This window comes from Promicromonospora sp. NPDC060204, from assembly GCF_042728455.1.
Classification (GTDB): Bacteria; Actinomycetota; Actinomycetes; order Actinomycetales; family Cellulomonadaceae; genus Promicromonospora.
Genome location: NZ_JBHWZO010000001.1, coordinates 55,899 through 77,931, shown reverse-complemented (window position 1 = coordinate 77,931; position 22,033 = coordinate 55,899). Strand labels below are relative to the sequence as shown.

The window sequence follows — 22,033 nt, the reverse complement described above, 5'->3', positions numbered from 1 at the left end:
GAGCGGCCTCAAAGCGAAGAAAGCCGGGCCTCAAAGGGGATCAGGATCGGGCCCCCGGAGAGGGCCGCGGAAAAGGGTCGCGGGACGGCGTCCGGGTCCCGGCGGGGCGAGCCTCAGGCCAGCTCGATGCGGTAGCCCCGCTTGACCACGGTGCGGATCAGGTCGCGGCGGCCCGCCGCCTCGCGCAGCCGCGCGATCGCGACCTCGGCGGCGTGCGTGTCCTGCGAGTCGCCCGGCAGCGCGGCGAGCACGTCCTCGCGCGGCACGACGTCGCCCTCGGCCGCCGCGAGCAGCCGCAGCACGGCGACTCCGGTCGGGGACAGCGGCAGCACCTTGCCGTCGAGCACCGCGACGCGCGCCCGGATCACCAGCGACCCGGCGACCGTGCCCAGCGCCACGGACTCGATGTGCTCGTAGTGCCCCACCAGCGCGCGCACGAGTGCGCCGAGCCGCCCGCGCTCGGGCTGCAGCGGCACGATCCCGCGGTGCTCCAGCGGCTTTGCCGTCACGGGCCCGACGGCGGCGGCGACCGTGCCGCCGTCGACGAACCGCGCGCGGACCCGGTCGACCAGGCCCTCGGCCTCGACGGCCTGGAGCCACGCCTCGGCGCCCGGCGCGGACGTGAAGACCACGGCGTCGATCTCGCCGTCGGCCACGGCGTGCGCGGAGTCGCGGACCGTCGTCGGGTCCGGCGCGGGGCCCCAGCGGTAGACGACGAGGCTCGCGACCTGCGCGCCGGCCTTCTCGAACACGTCGTCCAGCCCGTCGGCGCCCGCGCCGTGGTGCTGGATCGCGATGCGCAGCCCCTGCACACCCTCGCTGAGCAGCACCTCCGCCACCTCTGCGGACGTCTCGGACTCGGCCACCCAGTCGGCCTGCAGGCCGGCGGCCTGGATCGCGCCGCGGGCCTTGGGGCCGCGCGCGACGAGCCGGGTCCCGGTGAGCATGGCGAGGAGGGGCTCGGCGAGCCCGTGCGCGTCGGCGGCCTCGATCCAGGCGCGGAACCCGATCCCGGTCGTCACCACCAGGACGTCGGGCGGCGCGGCGACGATGGCGCGGGTCGCGGCGATCAGCGTCTGGTCGTCGACGTGCGGGATCATGCTGAGCGCGGGCGCGTGCCGGATCGTGGCGCCGCGCCGCTCCAGGGCGGCGGCGAGCTCGGAGGCCCGGCGCTCCGCCGTGACCAGCACCGTGGCGCCGGCCATGACCTGGCCCAGCGCCGGGTGGGCGGCCTGGGCGCGGGCAGGCGCTGCGGCGTCAGACACCGGCACCTGCCAGACGTCGCTCACTCGTACCCTCCAGAAGCCCAGCCGCGGCCACGTGGCCGATGACAACGACCGCGGGCGACCGCACACCGCGAGCCGCCGCCACGTCCGCCGCCTGGTCGAGACGGGCGCGCGTGACACGCTGCTCCGGCGTGGAACCGTTCTCCACCATCGCCACGGGAGTTCCGGGATCGGCGCCTGCGGCCAGGCACTGCGCCACGATCGCGCCGAGGGACCGCACCCCCATCAGTACGACAAGCGTAGCCGTGCCGAACCGCACGCAGGAGAGCGCGGCCTGGTCGAGCGGCCCGGACGTGTCCGCGGCGGGCCCCGCGGCGCAGTGGCCCGAGACCACGTGGAAGCCCGTGGTGACCCCGCGGTGGGTGAGCGGGATGCCGGCCAGCCCCGGCACGGCGACGGCGGACGTGATGCCGGGGACCACCTCGACCGGCACGCCCGCCGCGACGCACGCGAGCACCTCCTCGCCGCCCCGGCCGAGCACGAACGGGTCGCCGCCCTTGAGCCGCACCACGTGGGCGCCGGCCAGCGCGTGCTCCACGATCAGCTCGTTGATGCGCTCCTGCGGCACGGGGTGCCGGCCGGGCTCCTTGCCGACGTCGACCACGCGGACGTGCGGTGGGAGCTCGGCGAGGATCTCGACGGGGCCGAGCCGGTCGGCCACCACGACGTCGGCCGCCTGCAGCGCCCGCCAGGCCCGCACGGTCAGCAGGTCGACGGCACCGGGCCCGCCCCCGACGAGCGTGACCCGCCCCGTCGTCACGGGAGACCCACGTAGATCACGTCCTCGCGGACCTCGACCGGGTAGGTCACGAGGTCTGCCGGGAGGTCGTCCTTCGGAGACTTGTCCGCCATCGCCAGGCACGTGCCCGTGGCCAGGGAGAACACCTGCTTGTAGACGGGCGCGGCGACCGTGGGCTCACCGGCCCGCGTGCCGACGATCCCGCGCGACATCACGTGCGCCGCCGAGAACGGGTCCAGGTTCTGCACGGCGTACACCCGCCCGGCGTGGCCGCCGTAGGCGGCGTCGTCGGGCAGGCGGAAGAGCGCGACCTGGACGTCCCCGAAGAGCGCCGCCGCGCCGCGCTCGGGGAACAGGTCGGCGAGCAGGCAGGCGCGCTCCCAGCGGCCCGGGGGCGGGGGCTCCCCGGCGACCTGGGGGTCCGCGACGTCGTTGACGGTCATGCTCGTACCTCCAGCTTGGGGCCTGCGATGACGACGCCGGACGCGCGCTCCGCCGACGTCGCCGGACGGCGCTGACCGCGCTCGGTCACGTAGGCCAGCGACGGGTCGGCGTCCTTGGGGGCGTTGACGAAGGAGGAGAACCGGCGCAGCTTCTCCGGGTCCTCCAGCACGGCCTTCCACTCGTCCTCGTAGTTCTCGACGTGCCGGGCCATCGCGGCGTCCAGGTCGGCGCAGATGCCGAGCGAGTCGTCCATGATCACCTCGCGCACGCCCTCCAGGCCGCCGTCGACCTCCTCGATCCACGGCGCCGTGCGCTGCAGCCGGTCGGCCGTGCGCACGTAGTACATGAGGAAGCGGTCGATGGTGCGCAGCAGCTCCTCGGAGGTCAGGTCCTCCGCGAGCAGCTTCGCGTGCCGCGGCGTCTGACCGCCGTTGCCGCCCACGTAGATGTTCCAGCCCTTGTCCGTGGCGATGACGCCCACGTCCTTGCCGCGTGCCTCCGCGCACTCGCGGGCGCAGCCCGAGACGCCCATCTTGAGCTTGTGGGGCGAGCGCAGGCCGCGGTAGCGCAGCTCCAGCTCGACGGCCATGCCCACGGAGTCCTGCACGCCGTACCTGCACCAGGTGGAGCCGACGCACGACTTCACGGTGCGCAGCGACTTGCCGTACGCGTGCCCGGACTCGAAGCCGGCGTCGACCAGGCGGCGCCAGATGTCCGGGAGCTGCTCCACGCGGGCGCCGAACATGTCGATGCGCTGGCCGCCCGTGATCTTCGTGTAGAGCCCGAAGTCGCGCGCGACCTCTCCGACCACGATGAGACCCTCCGGCGTGACCTCGCCGCCGGGCATCCGGGGCACCACCGAGTAGGTGCCGTCCTTCTGCAGGTTGGCGAGCATGTGGTCGTTCGTGTCCTGGAGCGTGGACTGCTCGCCGGCCAGGATGTGCCCGTTGCCCAGGCTCGCCAGGATCGACGCGACGACGGGCTTGCAGATGTCGCAGCCGCGGCCCTTCGCGGTGGTGCCCGCGGTGGTGCCCGCGTCGCCGTCCGCCGTCGTGCCGCTCCCGAACCGGGCCACGATGTCGCTGAACGAGTGCAGGTCGGCCACCCGGACGGCGTCGAAGAGCTGGGCGCGGGACATCTCGAAGTGCTCGCACAGGGCCGTGCTGACCTCGATGCCCGCGCGCTCCAGCTCGGTGTCCACGAGCTTCTTGACCAGCGGCAGGCAGGCGCCGCAGGTGGTGCCGGCCCGGGTGCAGGCCTTCACGCCCGGCACGTCGGTGCACTGGTGCTCGGTGACGGCGCCGCGGATGGTGCCCGCCGAGACGCTGTTGCAGGAGCACACGTTGGCGTCGTCCGGGAGCTCCAGGCCCGGGGCGGCCCCGCCGCCTTCCGGGAGCAGGAACGCGCTCGGGTCGTCGCCGGGCAGCTCCGCCCCGAGCATGGGGCGCAGGCTCGCGTACGGTGCGGCGTCGCCCACGAAGACGCCGCCCAGGAGGGTGCGGGCGTCGTCCGAGAGGACAAGCTTCTTGTAGACGCCGGCCACGGGGTCGGCCCAGACCACCTCGACGGCGTCCTCGGTGCGGGCGTGCGCGTCGCCGAACGAGGCGACGTCGACGCCGGACAGCTTGAGCTTGGTCGCGGTGTCGGCCCCGGGGAACTCGGCCAGGCCGCCGAGCAGCCGGTCCACGACCACCTCGGCCATCGTGTTGCCGGGCGCCACGAGGCCCAGGCAACGGCCCTCGATGCAGGCGACCTCGCCGACGGCCCAGACGTGCGGGTCCTCGGTGCGGCAGGTCAGGTCGACGACGACGCCGCCGCGCTCGCCGACCGGCAGCCCGGCCGCCCGGCCGAGCTCGTCCCGGGGGCGCACGCCCGTGGCGACCACGACGACGTCGACGTCGAGCCGCCCGCCGTCCGCGAAGTCGAGCCGGCCCACGTGGCCGGTGCGGCGGTGCGGCTTCATCTGGCTGGTCGCGGTCTCGGCGCGGACGCCGATGCCCTTGCCGTTGATCAGGCGCTTCAGCGCGTGGCCCCCGCCGAGGTCGACCTGCACCCCCATGAGGTGGGTGCCGAACTCGATCACGGTGGCCTGCGCGTCCAGCGCGGTCAGGGCCCCGGCGGCCTCCAGGCCGAGCAGGCCGCCGCCGATGACGGCGCCGCGGACCGGCTTGCCCTCGGGGTAGCCGCGGCGCTTCTCCTCGACCCAGCCGCGCAGGGCCGCGACGTCGTCGATGGTGCGGTAGACGAAGACGCCGGGGAGGTCGTTCCCGGGGATCGGCGGCATCGCGGCGCTGGAGCCCGTGGCGAGCACCAGCTCGTCGTAGGGGTGCACGTGGCCCAGGCGGTCCGTGACCGTCTTCGCCGCGCGGTCGATCGACTCGATCTTGCGGTCGGTGTGCAGGGTGACGAGCGGGTCCGCCCACAGGGCCGGGTCGCCCAGGGCGATGCCCTCGGGGCCCTCGTCGAACCAGCGGGTCAGGCCCACGCGGTCGTAGGGCGCGCGGGGCTCTTCCGCGAAGACGGTGACGTGGTAGCGACCGGCGTCGTCCCGGGCGCGCAGCGCCTCGACGAGCCGCTGCGCGACCATGCCACCGCCGATCACCACAAGGTGCTGAGGAGTGCCGGAATTGACCATGTCTTGACCGTAGGTCGCGGGTTTTTCGCGCTGGTGCGCCCGCGGTTACCCGAGCCGAACATCTTCCTCACAGGGCCCCGCACGCTCTGGTGAGCGCGGGCCCGGGGTGGGCCGGTGAGCGCGGGCCGGGTGGCGGAATGCGGGCCCGGAGCGCCACCAGACCCGCGTTCATCGCCGCTACCGTGGCGCCGTGGATATACGGACCGTGCGGGACCCGATCGTGCGGGCCGGTCGGCGTTGGTTGCGCCGCGTCAACCACCGGCACCCGTGGAGCCACAACGACCACTTCCACAGCTGGGTCCTGCGACGGCTGCCGGTGCAGCGGCTCCGCGTGCTCGACGTCGGGTGCGGCCGAGGGCTCCTGCTGAGCCGGCTGCGTGGGCGGTTCGACGAGGTGCTGGGCGTGGACGCGGACGCCGACATGGCCTCGATCGCGGCCGAGCGATTCGCCGGCGATCCCGCGGTGACCGTGCGCCGGGCCCGGTTCGAGGAGTTCGACGGCACGTTCGACGCCGTCACGATGATCGCGGTGCTGCACCACCTGCCGCTGGAGGCCGCGCTGCGGCACGCCGCCGAGCTGCTCGCCCCCGGCGGACGGCTGCTCGTGGTGGGTCTGGCGCGGGCCGACTCGCTGGCCGACCTCGCCTGGGACCTCCCGTCGTCGCTGCTCAACCCGCTGGTGGGGTTGATCAAGCATCCACAGCCGGTTCGGGTCCCTGTGGATGACGTCGGTGGCGGCGCGGGCGACGGCTGTCCCGGTACGGACGGCGGGCGTCCCGGCGCGAACGGCGGACGTCCCAGCGCAGGCGACGGGCGTCCCGGCGCAGGCGACGGGCGTCCCGGCGCAGGCGACGGGCCTCCCGGCGCAGGCGACGGCGGAGCGAACAGCGGGCCGGAGATGCCGGTGTGCGATCCCGCCGAGACGTTCGCGGAGATCTCCCGGACCGCCCGCGCGGTGCTGCCCGGGGCACGGGTCCGCCGTCGGCTGTTCTTCCGGTACACGCTGGAGTGGACCCGGCCGCGTTGAGGTGCCGCGGTACAAGGGGCTGGGGTGCCGCGGTACAAGAGGCTGGCATGTCGCGGCACGAGGGATGACGTGTCACGGCGCGAAGTGAGCGACACGCGGGCGGACATCAGACGCCCCTGGACGGAGAACCAGACTGCTGTGTCCGGTTCGTGCGGCTTCACCGCGGAGTGAGGTGAGGCCAACCAAAGGGTGTCGGGTGGGCTGAATATCGTTCGACCTCGTCCCGCCCGATTCACCTCAGCCGGACAGTCCGCCTGAGCAAGATTCCGCGGGTCCCAGTCGAACGAGATGCGGCCCACCCGACACCCTCCGCAACAGCGCTGTCCGCCCCAGAACGCTTCCCGCAACGGTCGCCGCCAGCCGCCGGCCGCCAGCCGCTGGGCGCCAGCCGCTGGGCGCGGGGCGCCGGGCGCCGGGCTGAAGGTGCGCTTCTACCCAGTCATTGGGCCCGAAAACCTCGTGATTCCGGGCCGGATGACTGGGTAGAAGCGCACTTCGCGCATCCACCGCGCCTCCCGCACCTTCCACATCCGCCCTGCCTCCCGCATCCGGCGCGCCTCCCGCACCCGCCGGGCCTCCCGCACCCAGCCGCGCGCGCCTCACGCATCCACCGCGCCTTCCACATCCGCCCTGCCTCCCGCACCCGCCGCACCTCCAGCACCTGCCGCGCCTCACGCCGGTTCCGGGATCGCCTCCTCCGATGCGCGGAGCCAGTCGACCAGGCCGCAGACGGCGTCCTTGCACGAGCCGCAGCCCGTCGTCGCGCGGGTCTCGCGCACCACCTCCTCGACCGAGTGCGCACCCGGCGGGCACGCGCCCGCGATGTCGCCCTTGGTCACGCCGTTGCAGCGGCACACCACGGCGTCCTCGGGCATGTGCTCGGGGGACGACGCCGGGGCGGCCGCCGCCATCACCGGGGTGAGCAGCAGGAACGCGGGGTCGAGCGGTGCCGGGGTGCGGCGGGTGTAGGCGGCGATGAGGTCGGCGGCGACGCGTGGGTCGCCCACGCACGTGGCGCCCACGAGGATGCCGTCGGAGACCACCACCTCGATGAACCGGCCCGCCCTCGGGTCGGCGAGGCGGATCGCCCGCTGCGTCAGCTCGTCCGGGCGCGACGGGCCGCAGACCCCCATCGTGGTGACGCTGAGCGGGCCGGCCTTGACCTTCACGACGTCGGTCCCTCGGGTGTCGATCCCCCGGTCCGTCTGGGCGCGGCTCGTCGTCGCGCCGCTGGTCAGCAGGGCTCCGAGCCGGACCGCCATGCTGGGCTGGGCGCCGTCGTGGGGCAGCCGCAGGTGCGCCGTCGGCCGGGTCCCGGCGGGATCGCCGGGCGCCCCGACACCCGCGACACCCGCCGACACGCCGACCCGCACGGCGGCCGGCGTCGCGACAGCCGGCACCGGCGTGACCGGCTCCACCAGCGAGACCAGCTGCTCTGCCAGGCGGCGCGCCTGGTCCCAGCCCTCCGCTACGAGCCCCCGCGAACCGCTCGGGGGCTGCGCGCAGTCGCCGATCGCGTGCACGCGCGGGTCGTCCGGGCTGGCGAGGTCGTACCCGACGACGACGCCGTGGTCCGTCGTCAGCCCCGCCGCCGCGGCGAGGCCCGTCTCGGGGATGGTGCCGACGGAAAACACGATCAGGCGCGCCGCGACCACCTCGTCGCGCACGGCACGACCCGCCGAGCCGCCCACCGACACCCCGCCGGCGCCCGCCGCCGAGCCCGCCGAGCCCGCCGCCGCGCCCGCCGTCCCGCCAGCGCTGTCCCGGACCCGGATGCCGACGGCGCGTCCGCCCGCCACGAGCACCTCGCTGGAGATGCTGTTCTGCCTCACGGTCACGCCCTGGCCCTCCAGCCCGGCCCGGACGACGTCGGCAGCCTCGGGGACGAGCTGCCGCTCCATGAGGCCCTCGGAGTGGTGGACGAGCGTCACGTTGAGGCCGCGGCCGGCGAGCCCGACGGCGGCCTCCAGGCCCAGCACGCCCCCACCGACCACCACGGCGCGCGGCGAGTTGACGGTGGCGGCCACGATCTCGCGGGCGTCGTCGAGGTTGCGCAGCGCGTGCACCCCGGCGGGCAGGCCGCCGTCGGGCGTCCGCAGGCCCGGGATCGGCGGGACGCGGGCCGCCGCGCCGGTCGCCAGCACCACGTGGTCGTAGGGGTGCACGGTGCCGTCGTCGGCGTGCACCACGCGCGACTCCCGGTCGATCGACGTCGCGGTGACGCCCCGGCGCACGCTGATGCGGGCGCCGTCGGGCAGGGGCATCGTGATGGCCGCGACGTCGGTGCGGCCGGCCACCACGTCGCTCAGCAGCACGCGGTTGTACGGCTCGTACGGCTCGCTGCCGAGCACCGTGATGTCGAAGGCCTCGGGCTCGCGACGCAGCAGCTCGTCGACGAGCCGCGAGCCGACCATCCCGAAACCCACCACGACGACCTTCACAGGGACACGCAGGTTCATGTCGAGAGCTCCTTCTGTAGGGTGCCCGGCCGGTCGAGCGCGTCGGCCGCCGGAGCGTCCACCGCGGCGTCCACCACCGCGACGTCCACCGCGCAGACCTTGAACTCCGGCATCCCGGAGATCGGGTCGGTGGCGTCCGTCGTCACCTGGTTGACCGACCCGGTGCCGCTCCAGTGGAACGGCATGAAGACGGTGTCGGGACGTACGGCATCGGTCCAGCGCGCGGTCGCCTCGACCCGGCCACGGGCGCTGGTGAGGCGCACGCGGGCGCCGTCGGGCACGCCGACGCGGAAGCCCAGCATCGGGTGCAGCTCCACGTACGGCTCGGCCACGAGGCGCTCCAGCTCGGCGACGCGGTGCGTCTGCGCGCCCGACTGGTAGTGCTGCAGCACGCGGCCCGTGACCAGGTAGACCGGGGCGTCGGGGCGCACCTCGTCGCTCGGGCCCACGTGGTCGACGGCGACCATGCGCGCCCGGCCGTCGGGCGTCCCGAACCGGTCGAGGAACAGCCGCGGCGTCCCGGGGTGCGGCGACGTGTCGGACGCCGAGGTCACGGGAGGGACCTGTGGGTCTGACACGTGCCCCACAGGCGCCGGGACCGGCCAGAACAGGCCCGGGCCGCCGGCCGCCTCGTCGGCGTCGAGCCGGGCGTGGGACAGCCCGGAGTAGTCGGCGGGGCCGCCCGCGGACGCGCGGGCGAGCTCGTCGAAGACCACGGCGGGGTCGGTCGGGAACGAGAGGGTCTCGGGTGCGTCGAGCCGGCGCGCCAGCTCCGCGAGGATCCACAGCTCGGAGCGCGCCTCGCCCGGCGCCCGCACCGCGGCCCGACGGCGGATGACGCGCCCCTCGAGCGACGTCATGGTGCCTTCCTCCTCGGCCCACTGGGTCACGGGGAGCACCACGTCGGCGAGCAGCGCCGTCTCGCTCGGGACGAAGTCGCAGACCACGAGGAGGTCGAGGCTGCGCAGCCGGTCGATCACGCTGCCCGCGTTCGGGGCGCTGACCACCAGGTTGGACCCGTGCACCAGCAGCGCCCGGGGGCGGTCGGGAGCCGGCACGCCGTCGGGGGCGACGGCGCCCAGAGACTTCAACAACCGCACCGCCGGCAGGCCGGGGCCCGGGAGCGACGCCGGGTCCACGCCCCAGACGGCGGCGACGTGCTCGCGCGCGGCCGGGTCGTCGATCTTGCGGTAGCCCGGGAGCTGGTCGGCCTTCTGGCCGTGCTCCCGGCCGCCCTGCCCGTTGCCCTGCCCCGTGATCGCGCCGTAGCCCGAGCCGACGCGCCCCGGCAGGCCAAGCGCCAGCGCCAGGTTGATCGCGGCGGTGACCGTGGCGGTGCCCTGCGTGGACTGCTCGACGCCGCGCCCGGTCAGCACGTACGCGCCCGTGCCGCCGTGCACCGGGGCGGCGGCGGCCAGCAGGCGGGCCACGCGGCGCAGCTCGTCGGCGGGCACGCCCGAGACCGTCTCGACCCGCTCGGGCCACCAGCCGGCGACCGAGCGCGCGACGTCGTCGAACCCCGTGGTGCGCTCCGCCAGGTACTCCCGGTCGGCGAGCCCCTCGGCGAGCACCACGTGCAGCAGCCCGAGCAGCACCGCGAGGTCCGTGCCGGGCACCGGGGCGAGGTGCACGCCCTGGGCGTTCCCGGCACCCTGCGCCCCGGTGCCCGCGTTCCCCTGTCCGACGGCGCCTGGTTGCCCGACGGCGCCTGGTTGCCCGACGGCGCCTGGTTGCCCGGCAGAGCCTGGTTGCCCGACGGCGCCTGCCGCCGTCTGCCCGGCCGACCCCGCACCCGCACGCCCGCCCGACGCCGGGTCCTCCGTGAGCCGGGCCGTCGCGGACCGGCGCGGGTCCACGACGACGAGCCCGCCCGCCGCCCGCGCCCCGGCGAGGTGCTGGACGGCGGGCGGCATGGTCTCGGCGAGGTTCGAGCCGAGGAGCAGCACGGCCTGGGCGCCGCCGAGGTCGGACAGCGGGAAGGGCAGGCCGCGGTCGACGCCGAACGACCGGTTCATGCCGGCCGCCGCGGACGCCATGCAGAAGCGCCCGTTGTAGTCGATGTTCGGCGTCCGCAGCACGGTGCGCGCGAACTTGCCGAGCATGTACGCCTTCTCGTTGGTCAGCCCGCCGCCGGCGAACACGGCGACGGTCTGCGGGCCGTGCTCCGCGGCCAGCGTGGCCAGCCGGCCGGCCACCACGTCGAGTGCCACGTCCCAGGAGACGGGGACCAACGGACTGACTCGCCGGCTGTCGTCGGCCGAGTCAGCCGACTGGTCGGACCACCCGGCTGACTCGGCAGATCCTTCGGCCGAGTCAGTTGGCTGGTCCCCAGCAGTCAGCAGGGATCGGCGGACCAGCGGGGTGGTGATCCGGTCCGCCGCGCCGAGCACCGCCGCCGACGTCCACCCCTTCTGGCACAGCCCGCCCCGGTTGGTCGGGAAGTCGCGCGGCTGCACCTCGGGCATGCCGAGCACCGCCACGGCACCAGACGCACCCGGCACATCCGCGCCCGGCGCCGCCGCGCGCGGCGTCAGCGACATCCCGCACTGCAACGCACAGTAGGGACAGTGCGAGTCGACCGCGGTTCCGGGGGAGGCGAGCATGGTCAGACCCGTGCCGCGGCCATGGCGCCGCGCCCGTAGACCAGCCAGCAGACCGTGGCCATCACGACGTACACGCCGATGAACAGCCACAGCGCGGGCACGATCGACCCGGCCACCGTGGTGGACAGGGCGAACCCGCGCGGGATGAGGAACCCGCCGAACGCCCCGATCGCCCCGGCGATGCCGATGCAGCCGGCCGCGGCCTTCGCCGTCCCGCCGCTGGCCCGGAACACCGCGGGGATCATCCGGTAGACGGAGCCGTTGCCCACTCCGGTGGCGACGAACAGGCCGAGGAACGAGCCGAAGAATAGGGGGAAGCTCCCCGACCCGAGGGCCAGGATCGCGCCCACGGCCCCGAGCGCCATCACCGCGAGGGCGCCGATGGTCACGACCGCGCCGCCGACGCGGTCTGCGAGGATGCCGCCGAGCGGACGGGCGACCGACCCCACGAGCGCCCCCAGGAACGCCAGCGGGATGGCGACCTCCGGGAACTGCGCGGCCAGGAGCGTCGGGAAGGCGCCCGCGTAGCCGATGAACGACCCGAACGTGCCGATGTAGATGAAGCTGATGACCCACGTGTGCTTGTGGTGCACCGCCACGGCGAACGAGCGCGGGTCCGCCTTGGCCGTGGCGAGGTTGTCCATCCAGCGCCAGGCGAGGAACGCGGCCAGCAGGATGAACGGGATGAAGATCAGCCCGGCCCGGTCGAGCGCCACGCCCGCCCCGGCGACGATGACGAGCGGGACCGCGAGCTGCACGGCCGCCGTGCCGATGTTGCCGCCGGCGGCGTTCCAGCCGAGCGCGGCGCCCTTCTCCTTCTCGGGGAAGAAGAACGAGATGTTCGCCATCGACGACGCGAAGTTGCCGCCGCCCAGGCCCGCGAGCGCCGCGGCGCCGAGCAGCACGGGGAACGGTGTGGTCGGGTCGCCGACCGTGAGGATGAGCGCGGTCGTGGGCAGCAGCAGGAGCAGCGCGGAGACGATGGTCCAGTTGCGGCCGCCGAACACGGGGACGGCGAAGGTGTAGGGGATGCGGAGGGTGGCGCCGACGAGGCTGGGGACCGAGATGAGCCAGAACATCTGGTCGACGGTGAGGTCGAAGCCCGCGGCGGGGAGCTGGGGCACGACGATCGACCAGACGGCCCAGATCCCGAACCCGAGGAACTCGGCGAAGATCGACAGGACGAGGTTGCGCCGGGCGGTGCGGCGTCCGCCGTCCTCCCAGAGCGTCTTGTCCTCGGGGTCCCAGTGCTCGATCCAGCGTCCGGTGCGGCGCTGGACGGCGGACTCGCTCGGCGTGGGTGCCTGGTCGCGTGTGGTCGGAGTGGACACGTCGTCCTCCCTGCATGGGCGTATGCCCGACGACGCCGGGCGCGCCCGGACCGACAGGTGCCGGTTCCGGGGCCGGCCCGACGTCGGACCGACGGCTATGAAACTAGGGAGGCGGTGTTTCATCGCCCGTCCAAGAGCAGTTAATCGACCGTAAGGAAGAACGCACAGGCGGCCGGCCCGGGGTGTGAGGGGTTGCCCGCGGCATCCGGACCCCGGCCCGGTCGCGCATTCACCAGCCCCAGGTGAAACTGAAAAATATGGCCATCGAGGACACGCTCGTCAGGCTGGGTCGACACCTCCGCCGCGGCGAGGTGTCCGAGGACCTGCGCAGGCTCTACCTGGAGGGCGGCCGGGGCGGCGACTCGTTCTACCGGGACCGGTGGTCGCACGACAAGGTGGTCCGCTCGACGCACGGCGTGAACTGCACGGGGTCGTGCTCGTGGAAGGTGTACGTCAAGGACGGCATCATCACGTGGGAGACCCAGCAGACCGACTACCCGTCGGTGGGCCCGGACTCCCCCGAGTACGAGCCGCGCGGCTGCCCGCGCGGCGCCGCGTTCTCCTGGTACACCTACTCGCCCACGCGCGTGCGTTACCCGTACGTGCGCGGCGTGCTGCTGGAGGCCTACCGCGCGGCGCGGGCCCGCACCGAGGACCCGGTCCGGGCCTGGGCCGAGGTCACGGGTGACCCAGCGACGGCCGCGGCCTACAAGCGGGCACGGGGCAAGGGCGGGCTGGTCCGGGCCACGTGGGAGGAGGCCGCGGAGATCGTCGCGGCGGCCCACGTGCACACCATCAAGACGCACGGGCCGGACCGCATCGCCGGGTTCTCGCCGATCCCCGCGATGTCGATGGTCTCCCACGGGGTGGGCGCCCGGTTCGTGCAGATGCTCGGCGGCACGATGCTCAGCTTCTACGACTGGTACGCGGACCTGCCCGTGGCCTCCCCGCAGGTGTTCGGCGACCAGACCGACGTGCCGGAGTCGGCGGACTGGTGGAACGCCGCCTACCTGATCATGTGGGGCTCGAACATCCCCGTGACGCGCACGCCGGACGCGCACTTCATGACCGAGGCCCGGTACCGGGGCCAGAAGGTCGTGGCCGTGTCCCCCGACTACGCGGACAACACGAAGTTCGCCGACGCGTGGCTCGCCCCGCACCCGGGCACGGACGGCGCGCTCGCCCTGGCGATGGGTCACGTGATCCTGCGCGAGTACCTCGTCGACCGGCGCACGGAGCGCTTCGCGGCGTACCTCAAGCAGTACAGCGACTCGCCGTTCCTGGTGCGGCTGGACCCCGTGCCGTCGTCCGGCGCGGGGCAGCACGCGGTCGACGACGCCGAGGAGGCGTACGTCCCGGGCAAGTTCCTGACGGCGGCCGACCTGTCGGACGACGTCCTGCCCGGCGTCTCGACCGAGGCGAACTCGCACTTCAAGCCCGTGCTGCTCGACGCCGACGGGCGGCCCGTCGTGCCGAACGGCACCCTGGGCCACCGGTACGGCGAAGCCGACGAGGGGCGTTGGAACCTGGACCTGGGCGACGTCGACCCGGCCCTCAGCATCGCGGACCTCCCGGCGGGCGGTGTCCCGGGCGGCGCCCCCGCCAACCCGGCGCCGGGCTCCGGGACCGACGGCCCGGCCGAGCCGGTCGCCGTCGCGCTCCCCCGGTTCGACGTCGTGCCCGGGCCGGACGACGACGCCCACACCGGCGGCAAGGGCGTCGTCGTGCGCGGCGTGCCGGCGCGCCGCGTCGGCGGACACCTGGTGACCACGGTGTTCGACCTGATGCTCGCCCAGTACGGCGTGGGCCGGCCGGGGCTCCCGGGCGACTGGCCCGCGGGCTACGACGACCCCGCCCCCGGCACCCCGGCGTGGCAGGAGGAGATCACGGGCGTCCCGGCGGCCGCGGCGGCGCGGATCGGGCGAGAGTTCGCGCAGAACGCCGTCGACTCGGACGGCCGGTCGATGATCATCATGGGCGCGGGTACCAACCACTGGTTCCACTCGGACACGATCTACCGGGCCTTCCTCGCGCTGACCACGATGACCGGCTGCCAGGGCGTGAACGGCGGCGGCTGGGCGCACTACGTGGGTCAGGAGAAGTGCCGTCCCGTGACGGGCTGGGCCCAGTACGCGGGCGGGCTGGACTGGGTGCGTCCGCCGCGGCAGATGATCGGCACGGCCTTCTGGTACCTCGCGACCGACCAGTGGCGGTACGACGGCCTGCCCGCCGACACCCTGGCCTCGCCGCTCGCCCCGGGCACGTTCGCGGGGCGGACGACGGCGGACACGCTCGTGGACTCCGCGCAGCGCGGCTGGATGCCGAGCTACCCCACGTTCGACCGCAACCCGCTGGACCTGGCCGACGAGGCCCGCGTCGCGGGCCGGCCCGTGGCGGAGCACGTGGTGGACGAGCTGAAGGCGGGGCGGCTGCGGTTCGCCGTCGAGGACCCGGACGACCCGGCCAACTTCCCGCGCGTGCTGACCGTGTGGCGGGCCAACATCCTGGGGTCGAGCGGCAAGGGCAACGAGTACTTCCTCAAGCACCTGCTGGGCACCGACTCGGCGGTGTTCGCGGAGGAGTCCGCGCCGGACCGGCGCCCGGCCACCATGACCTGGCGGGACGAGGCCCCGCGCGGCAAGCTCGACCTGCTGGTCACGCTGGACTTCCGGATGACGAGCACCACGCTGTTCTCCGACGTCGTGCTGCCCGCCGCGACCTGGTACGAGAAGCACGACCTGTCCTCCACGGACATGCACCCGTTCGTGCACGCCTTCAGCCCGGCCATCGACCCGCCGTGGCAGACCAAGACCGACTTCGCCGCGTTCCACGCGATCGCGCGCAAGGTCTCGGCGATGGCGGTGCACCACCTGGGCGTGCGGCAGGACGTCGTCGCCTCGCCCCTGGCGCACGACACCCCCGACGAGATGGCGGTGGCGCACGGCGCGGTGACCGACACCGACGTGCCGTTCCGCGAGCGCCACCTGGTGCCGGGCGTGAACATGCCCAAGATCGTCGAGGTCGAGCGGGACTACCCGGCCTTCGCGGCCCGGATGGCGGCGCTGGGTCCGCTGACGGACGGCGTCGGCATGGTCACCAAGGGCGTGTCGTTCTCGCCGGACGCCGAGGTGCGGCGGCTCGGCGAGGTCAACGGGCTGGTCCCCGACGGGCCCGTGGCCGGACGTCCGCGGCTGGACCGCGACACCCACGCCTGCGAGGCCATCCTGGCGCTGAGCGGCACCACGAACGGCCGTCTGGCGGTCCAGGGGTTCGAGCGCGTGGAGCGCCGCACCGGCCGCCCGCTGGCCGACCTCGCCCGCGAGGACGAGGGCCGGCGGATCACCTTCGCCGACGTGCAGGCCCGGCCCACTCCCGTGATCACGTCGCCAGAGTGGTCGGGCAGCGAGCACGGCGGACGCCGGTACAGCGCGTTCGTGGTGAACGTCGAGCGGCTCAAGCCCTGGCACACCCTGACCGGCCGGCAGCACTTCTACCTGGACCACGACTGGCTCGTGGAGCTGGGCGAGCAGCTCCCGGTGTTCCGGCCGCCGCTGGACATGCACCGGCTGTTCCCGGACTCCCCGGCGCTCTCGGGGCCCCGGCACGGCGCGGCGCGGGACGGCGACCCGGCGCAGGACGGCGCGGGCGAGGCCGAGGTCGTCGTCCGCTACCTCACGCCGCACTCGAAGTGGTCCATCCACTCCGAGTACCAGGACAACCTGTTCATGCTGTCGCTCTCGCGCGGCGGGCCGAACATCTGGATGTCGCCGGGCGACGCCGAGCGCATCGGCGTCGCGGACAACGAGTGGGTCGAGGCCGTGAACCGCAACGGCGTGGTGGTCGCGCGGGCCGTGGTGAGCCACCGCATGCCGGAGGGCACCGTCTACATGCACCACGCCACCGACCGCACCGTCGACGTGCCGATCGCGGAGGCGTCGGGCCTGCGCGGCGGCATCCACAACTCGCTGACGCGGATCCTGCTCAAGCCCTCGCATCTGGCCGGCGGGTACGCCCAGTTCTCCTACGCCTTCAACTACCTGGGGCCCACGGGCAACCAGCGTGACGAGGTGACCGTGGTCCGCCGTCGCAGCCAGGAGGTCCGCTACCAATGAAGGTCATGGCCCAGATGTCGATGGTGATGAACCTCGACAAGTGCATCGGGTGCCACACGTGCTCGGTGACGTGCAAGCAGGCCTGGACCAACCGGTCCGGCATGGAGTACGTCTGGTTCAACAACGTGGAGACCCGGCCCGGGCTGGGCTACCCGCGTACGTACCAGGACCAGGACGAGTGGCACGGCGGCTGGGTCCGGACCAAGCGAGGGCGCCTCAAGCTCCGGGCGGGCGGGCGGCTGAAGAAGCTCGCGACCATCTTCGCCAGCCCCAAGATGCCGTCCATCCAGGACTACTACGAGCCCTGGACCTACGAGTACGACATGCTGCTGTCCGCCCCGCAGGGCGCGCACACCCCCGTGGCGCGGCCGAAGTCCCTGCTCACGGGCAAGGACGTGAAGATCGAGTGGTCGGCCAACTGGGACGACGACCTCGCCGGCTCCACCGCGACGATGCAGGACGACCCGGTGCTCAAGCACATGAGCGAGCACGTCGCCGAGGAGCTCGAGCAGACGTTCATGTTCTACCTGCCGCGCATCTGCGAGCACTGCCTCAACCCCGCGTGCGTCGCGTCCTGCCCGTCGGGCGCCATGTACAAGCGCGCCGAGGACGGCATCGTGCTCGTGGACCAGGAGGCCTGCCGCGGCTGGCGGCAGTGCGTCACCGGCTGCCCGTACAAGAAGGTCTACTTCAACCACAAGACGGGCAAGGCCGAGAAGTGCACGCTCTGCTACCCGCGCATCGAGGTGGGCCTGCCCACCGTCTGCTCGGAGACGTGCGTGGGCCGCCTGCGCTACCTGGGCCTCGTGCTGTACGACGCCGACCGGGTCACCGAGGCGGCGTCCGTCGAGGACGAGCACGAGCTCCTGGCCGCCCAACGGTCCGTGTTCCTCGACCCGGACGACCCCGAGGTGGTCGCCGCCGCCCGCCGCGAGGGCATCCCCGAGGACTGGATCGAGGCCGCGCAGGCGTCCCCGATCTGGAAGCTCATCAACGACTACGAGGTGGCGCTCCCGCTGCACCCCGAGTACCGGACGCTGCCGATGGTCTGGTACATCCCGCCGCTGTCGCCGGTGGTCGACGTCGTCGCGAGCTCCGGGAACGACGGCGAGGACCCCCGCACCCTCTTCGCGGCCATCTCGAAGCTGCGCATCCCGCTGGAGTACCTCGCGGGCCTGTTCACCGCGGGCGACACCCGGCCCGTCGAACGGGTCCTGCGCCGGCTCGCCGCCATGCGCTCGTACATGCGCGACGTGAACCTGGGCAACACCCCGTCCGAGGAGACGGCGACCGCCGTCGGCATGACCGGCGCGCAGGTCGAGGAGATGTACCGGCTGCTGGCCATCGCGAAATACCAGGACCGGTACGTGATCCCGACGGCGCACGCCGAGCAGGCCCGCGACCTGGAGGAGATCGCCTGCTCGCTGGACTACGAGGGCGGCCCGGGCATGGGCGGCGCCGGACCCCTCGGGGAGTCGTCGGGCCCGCCCGTCCCCGTCGCCGTGGAGAACTTCCACGCGCTCTCCTCCCGGCAGACCGCCGACTCGCCGAACGGCCCGTCCACCCCCGGCCGGGTCAACCTCCTGAACTGGGACGGCAACGGCCGGCCGGACGGCCTCTTCCCGCCCGGCGACGAAGGGAGGCCGTCGTGAGCCTCTCGTTCCTGCCCCGCCCCATGCTCCGCCGCGGGGCCCGCTCCGCCACGGCGGGCGAGCCCCTCGCCCCGGTCCCCCTGTCCGACGGCGACCGCCGCCTCGCCCACATGGCTGCCTCCCTCCTGCTCGCCTACCCCGACGAGCACGCGGTGCGGGCGGCGCACGAGGTGCGCGCCGCCGTCGGGCACCTGCCGCCGCCCGTGGCCGAACGGCTGACCGGCCTGGCCACCGCCGTGGCCGACGGCGACCTCGGCGCGCTCCAGACCGCCTACGTCGCCACCTTCGACCTCAAGCGCCGCTGCACGCTCTACCTCTCCTACTACGCCGCCGGCGACACGCGGCGGCGCGGCGCCGCCCTGCTCCGGTTCGCCGAGGCGTACCGCGCCGTCGGCTGGGAGGTCACGCGGGGCGAGCTGCCCGACCACCTCGGCAGCGTCCTGGAGCTCTCCGCCCGGGCCGACGGCGACGGCGCCCGCATCGTCGGGGCGCTCCTGGCCGCCCACCGCGACGGGATCGAGGTGCTCCGGCAGGCGCTCGCCGCCGAGGGCTGGCCGTGGGTCGCGGCGGTCGAGGCGGTCTGCCTCACGCTCCCGCCCGTCGACGCGCGGACGCTGGAACGCGTCGCGTCGCTCGTGGCGGAGGGCCCGCCCGCGGAGCTGGTCGGCCTGTCCGGCCTCCCGGGCTTCGGGGCCGACGACGACGGGGGTGCCCCGCCGTGGACGTGATGCTCTGGGTGGTGCTGCCGTACGTGACCTTCGCCGTGCTGGTCGTCGGGTCGGTGTGGCGCTACCGGTACGACCGGTTCGGCTGGACCACCCGGTCGTCCGAGCTGTACGAGAAGCGCCTGCTGCGCATCGGGTCCCCGCTGTTCCACCTCGGCCTGCTCGTGGTGATCCTCGGGCACGTCGCGGGGCTCGTGATCCCGGCGTCGTGGACCGAGGCGGTCGGCATCCCGGAGGACGTCTACCACCTGGTCGCGGCGCTGGCCGGGTCGGCGGCGTCCGCCGTGCTCGTGCTGGGGCTGCTCATCCTGATCTACCGCCGCCGGGCCACCAGCGCGGTGTTCCTCGCGACGACCGTGATGGACAAGGTCATGTACGCGATGCTCGCGCTGTCGGTGCTGTCCGGGGCGTGGGCGACCGCGACCACGCAGCTCGTGACCGAGCACGGCTACGACTACCGGCAGACCATCTCGCCCTGGTTCCGCTCGCTCTGGTACCTCCAGCCGCAGCCCGAGCTGATGGCCGGCGTCCCCGTCGCCTTCCAGGTGCACATCGTCGCCGCGTTCCTGCTGTTCGCGCTGTGGCCGTTCACGCGCCTGGTGCACGCGTTCTCCGCCCCGGTGCCGTACCTGTTCCGGCCGTACGTCGTGTACCGGTCGCGCGACGCCGGCCGCGCAAGCGCCGCCCCCGGCGGCTCCGGCATGCACCGCCCCCGTCCCGGCTGGGAGCCGCCCACCGGACCCCGCGCGAGGAGCTGACATGGCGCAGGCACCACCTACCCGGGCGAGCCGCCGGGCCGAGACGAGCGGGACGTCGGCGAACGTGCAGCTCGCGCTGGCCACCGTCGGCTTCGCGGTGAACTTCTGGGCGTGGGCGCTGATCAGCCCGCTCGGCAAGGCGTACGGGGTCGAGTACGCCCTGTCGGAGATCCAGCAGTCGGTGCTCGTGGCCGTCCCCGTGCTCGTCGGGTCCGTGGGCCGGATCCCCGTGGGTGCCCTGACCGACCGGTTCGGGGCGCGGACGATGTTCCCGCTCGTGAGCGCGCTGACGATCGTCCCGGTGCTGTTCGTCGGTCTGGTCGCCGACTCGTACGCCGCGCTGATCGTCGGCGGGTTCCTGCTGGGACTGGGCGGCACGACCTTCGCGATCGGCGTCCCCTTCGTCAACGCGTGGTTCGCACCCGAGCGGCGGGGCACCGCGCTGGGGATCTTCGGCGTCGGGATGGGCGGTACGGCGGTCTCGTCGTTCACCACCGTGCCGTTGGCCGACGCCTACGGGCGCTGGGCGCCGTTCGTGCTGGTCGCGACCATCCTGGCGGTCTTCGCGATCTCCTCGTGGTTCCTGCTGCGCGACGCCCCGGGACGCACCGCCGGCGCCACGGGCGGCATGCTGGCGCGCACCTGGTCCCTGCTCAAGCTGCCCGCGACGCTGGAGCTCGCCTGGCTGTACGCGATCGGGTTCGGCGGGTTCGTCGCGTTCAGCGTGTACCTGCCGACGTTCCTCGCCAACGCCTACGACCTCACCGCCACCGACGCCGCGACCCGCACCGCCGGGTTCGTGGTGCTCGCCGTGGTGATGCGCCCGGTCGGCGGGATGCTGTCCGACCGGCTCGGCCCCGTGAACGTGTCGGTCTGGTGCTTCGCCGCGGTGACGGTGCTGGCCGCCGTCGTTGCGTTCAAGCCGGGACTCGTCCCGGTGGGCACCATCGCGTTCCTCGGCCTCGCCGCGGCCCTGGGGGCGTCCTCGGGCGCCACGTTCGCCCTGGTCGCCAAGGTCGCGCCCGCTGACAAGGTCGGCGCGGTGACCGGCATCGTCGGCGCGGCCGGCGGGCTCGGCGGCTTCGTGCCGCCCCTGATCATGGGCGCGGTCTACCAGCTCAACGGCGACTACGGCGTCGGGTTCGCGCTGCTCGCGGCGACGGGTCTGGCGACGCTGCTGTTCACGCTGGGGCCGGTGCGCCGGGGGGCGCGGGCCTGAACCTTGGTCTGAGAGCGATCCGCCTGGCTCTTTCGACTTTTTCGACTTACCGTGGTTGTCATGTCGACGATCGACGAGAACACGGTCCTGCCGACCGTGGAGAGCCTGGATGTCCTGGAGCAGATCGGTGACCTTCTCGCACGCCCCGGTCACGTGACGCTCCAGACGGAGAGCGGCGTCGCCGTGGACCTGCCCGACCAGCTTCGGCGCCTCCTCGACAGCGCAACGAAGTCGCTGCGAACAGGCAGTTCTGTCACGATCGTCGACCGCGCGCGCATGCTCACCACCCAGGAGGCCGCCGACATCCTCGGTGTCTCGCGGCCGACGCTGGTCAAGCTGCTGGAGACCGGGCAGATCCCGTTCACCAAGGTCAACACCTATCGCCGCGTCGCGATGGTCGACGTGATCGCCTACCGGACCCTGCGCCGCGCCGAGCGGCAGCGGATCGTCGAGGAGGCGATGCACAGCAACGAGATGGAAGGTCTTCGGGTCACGGACGCGGCGCGCGCCGATGCCGTGGCCTACGTGAGCGGCAAGATCGACGAGGACGAGCTCGTCAGGATCACGCGGGCGCGGTACGGCCTTGAGTGAGTTTCGCGATCCCTACATCGACCCCGACTCCGGCGTCAGGATCTCGACGCGGTTGCCGGCACCGTCGAAGGCGTGGAAGCGCTCGTAGCCGTCGAAGGTGTGGCGGTCGGCCCACCTGACCTCGTGGCCGAGCTCCGCGAGGCGCGCGCCGAGCGACTCGAGCTGCGCCACGTCGTCGACGACGAGGGCGGGGTGCGCCTTGCGCGCCGGGGTGAACGGTTCCTCGACCCCGACGTGGATCTCGGCGACCGTGCGCCCGTCCTCGTCGTAGTCGCGGAACCAGCAGCCGCCCCGGACCGCCAGCGCCGGAGGCTTCGGGACCTCGGTCAGGCCGAGGCCGTCACCGTAGAAACGTCGGACGGCGTCCTCGCCGCCCGCCGGGCAGGCGACCTGGATGTGGTGGAGGCGCATACCCGTGATCATGGCACGCTCACACCTGTCCCCGACCTGCT

15 protein-coding genes are annotated in these 22,033 nt (G+C 73.7%); 7 read left to right on the top strand and 8 right to left on the bottom strand.

Translation table 11 applies throughout. The annotated features are described in order from the left end of the window. Positions 1-113: 113 nt before the first annotated feature. The 4 genes from ACFWEJ_RS00330 to nirB are packed head-to-tail and all read right to left on the bottom strand — an operon-like array spanning position 114 to position 5,104. The gene (locus tag ACFWEJ_RS00330; protein ID WP_377227207.1) at positions 114-1,205 is read right to left on the bottom strand and encodes a uroporphyrinogen-III synthase; all 1,092 of its coding nucleotides are present in this window, start codon (positions 1,203-1,205) and stop codon (positions 114-116) included. A gap of 52 nt (positions 1,206-1,257) precedes the next feature. Continuing rightward, positions 1,258-2,046: a uroporphyrinogen-III C-methyltransferase gene (gene cobA, locus ACFWEJ_RS00325; protein WP_377227204.1), complete on the bottom strand. Its 789-nt coding sequence runs from the start codon at positions 2,044-2,046 to the stop codon at positions 1,258-1,260. Then, positions 2,043-2,468, bottom strand: coding sequence for a nitrite reductase small subunit NirD (nirD, locus tag ACFWEJ_RS00320; RefSeq protein WP_377227203.1), 426 nt, complete (start codon positions 2,466-2,468; stop codon positions 2,043-2,045). Before nirD ends, cobA begins: the two co-directional genes overlap by 4 nt. Further along, a complete protein-coding gene (nirB, locus tag ACFWEJ_RS00315) occupies positions 2,465-5,104 on the bottom strand; it encodes a nitrite reductase large subunit NirB (RefSeq protein WP_377227202.1) in 2,640 nt (879 codons plus the stop codon). Before nirB ends, nirD begins: the two co-directional genes overlap by 4 nt. 190 nt (positions 5,105-5,294) lie before the next feature. On the opposite strand from nirB, the gene ACFWEJ_RS00310 reads away from it, so the two are divergent. Beyond that, entirely contained in the window at positions 5,295-6,131 is an 837-nt protein-coding gene (locus ACFWEJ_RS00310; RefSeq protein WP_377227201.1) for a class I SAM-dependent methyltransferase, read from the top strand. A gap of 671 nt (positions 6,132-6,802) precedes the next feature. Here the strand turns inward: ACFWEJ_RS00310 and ACFWEJ_RS00305 are convergent. From ACFWEJ_RS00305 to ACFWEJ_RS00295, 3 genes are read right to left on the bottom strand one after another with little or no spacing between them, the layout of a single operon-like run. Beyond that, positions 6,803-8,590, bottom strand: a complete 1,788-nt coding sequence (locus tag ACFWEJ_RS00305) for an FAD-dependent oxidoreductase (RefSeq protein ID WP_377227200.1) — start codon at positions 8,588-8,590, stop codon at positions 6,803-6,805. After that, positions 8,587-11,193 (bottom strand): molybdopterin oxidoreductase family protein, encoded by a 2,607-nt coding sequence (locus tag ACFWEJ_RS00300; protein WP_377227199.1) that lies wholly within the window; start codon positions 11,191-11,193, stop codon positions 8,587-8,589. The genes ACFWEJ_RS00305 and ACFWEJ_RS00300 overlap by 4 nt, the downstream gene beginning before the upstream one ends. 2 nt (positions 11,194-11,195) lie before the next feature. Beyond that, positions 11,196-12,524: an MFS transporter gene (locus tag ACFWEJ_RS00295; RefSeq protein WP_377227198.1), complete on the bottom strand. Its 1,329-nt coding sequence runs from the start codon at positions 12,522-12,524 to the stop codon at positions 11,196-11,198. Positions 12,525-12,781: 257 nt separating this feature from the next. Between ACFWEJ_RS00295 and ACFWEJ_RS00290 the strand changes: the two genes are divergently transcribed. The 6 genes from ACFWEJ_RS00290 to ACFWEJ_RS00265 are packed head-to-tail and all read left to right on the top strand — an operon-like array spanning position 12,782 to position 21,581. Further along, positions 12,782-16,636 (top strand): nitrate reductase subunit alpha, encoded by a 3,855-nt coding sequence (locus ACFWEJ_RS00290; protein WP_377227197.1) that lies wholly within the window; start codon positions 12,782-12,784, stop codon positions 16,634-16,636. Then, positions 16,633-18,288 carry a nitrate reductase subunit beta gene (narH, locus tag ACFWEJ_RS00285; RefSeq protein WP_377227196.1) on the top strand — a complete coding sequence of 552 codons (1,656 nt, stop codon included), beginning with the start codon at positions 16,633-16,635 and terminating at the stop codon, positions 18,286-18,288. Before ACFWEJ_RS00290 ends, narH begins: the two co-directional genes overlap by 4 nt. Then, complete coding sequence (gene narJ, locus ACFWEJ_RS00280; protein WP_377227195.1) at positions 18,285-19,016, top strand: nitrate reductase molybdenum cofactor assembly chaperone; 732 nt, start codon at positions 18,285-18,287, stop codon at positions 19,014-19,016. Before narH ends, narJ begins: the two co-directional genes overlap by 4 nt. Next, positions 19,016-19,771, top strand: coding sequence for a respiratory nitrate reductase subunit gamma (gene narI / locus ACFWEJ_RS00275; RefSeq protein ID WP_377227206.1), 756 nt, complete (start codon positions 19,016-19,018; stop codon positions 19,769-19,771). Before narJ ends, narI begins: the two co-directional genes overlap by 1 nt. 1 nt (position 19,772) lies before the next feature. After that, a complete protein-coding gene (locus ACFWEJ_RS00270; protein WP_377227194.1) occupies positions 19,773-20,990 on the top strand; it encodes a nitrate/nitrite transporter in 1,218 nt (405 codons plus the stop codon). Between the two features lie 60 nt (positions 20,991-21,050). Continuing rightward, complete coding sequence (locus ACFWEJ_RS00265; protein WP_377227193.1) at positions 21,051-21,581, top strand: helix-turn-helix domain-containing protein; 531 nt, start codon at positions 21,051-21,053, stop codon at positions 21,579-21,581. A gap of 12 nt (positions 21,582-21,593) precedes the next feature. Here ACFWEJ_RS00265 and ACFWEJ_RS00260 read toward each other — a convergent pair whose 3' ends face one another. Then, a complete protein-coding gene (locus tag ACFWEJ_RS00260) occupies positions 21,594-21,992 on the bottom strand; it encodes a VOC family protein (protein WP_377227192.1) in 399 nt (132 codons plus the stop codon). Positions 21,993-22,033: the final 41 nt, after the last annotated feature.

Bases quoted from the DNA above. Each gene is read 5' to 3' on its own strand.
- ACFWEJ_RS00330 (WP_377227207.1), bottom strand. From the start codon at position 1,205: ATGGCCGGCGCCACGGTGCTGGTCACGGCGGAGCGCCGGGCCTCCGAG.
- nirD (WP_377227203.1), bottom strand. From the start codon at position 2,468: ATGACCGTCAACGACGTCGCGGACCCCCAGGTCGCCGGGGAGCCCCCG.
- nirB (WP_377227202.1), bottom strand. From the start codon at position 5,104: ATGGTCAATTCCGGCACTCCTCAGCACCTTGTGGTGATCGGCGGTGGC.
- ACFWEJ_RS00305 (WP_377227200.1), bottom strand. From the start codon at position 8,590: ATGAACCTGCGTGTCCCTGTGAAGGTCGTCGTGGTGGGTTTCGGGATG.
- ACFWEJ_RS00300 (WP_377227199.1), bottom strand. From the start codon at position 11,193: ATGCTCGCCTCCCCCGGAACCGCGGTCGACTCGCACTGTCCCTACTGT.
- ACFWEJ_RS00290 (WP_377227197.1), top strand. From the start codon at position 12,782: ATGGCCATCGAGGACACGCTCGTCAGGCTGGGTCGACACCTCCGCCGC.
- narH (WP_377227196.1), top strand. From the start codon at position 16,633: ATGAAGGTCATGGCCCAGATGTCGATGGTGATGAACCTCGACAAGTGC.
- narI (WP_377227206.1), top strand. From the start codon at position 19,016: ATGCTCTGGGTGGTGCTGCCGTACGTGACCTTCGCCGTGCTGGTCGTC.
- ACFWEJ_RS00270 (WP_377227194.1), top strand. From the start codon at position 19,773: ATGGCGCAGGCACCACCTACCCGGGCGAGCCGCCGGGCCGAGACGAGC.
- ACFWEJ_RS00265 (WP_377227193.1), top strand. From the start codon at position 21,051: ATGTCGACGATCGACGAGAACACGGTCCTGCCGACCGTGGAGAGCCTG.
- ACFWEJ_RS00260 (WP_377227192.1), bottom strand. From the start codon at position 21,992: ATGCGCCTCCACCACATCCAGGTCGCCTGCCCGGCGGGCGGCGAGGAC.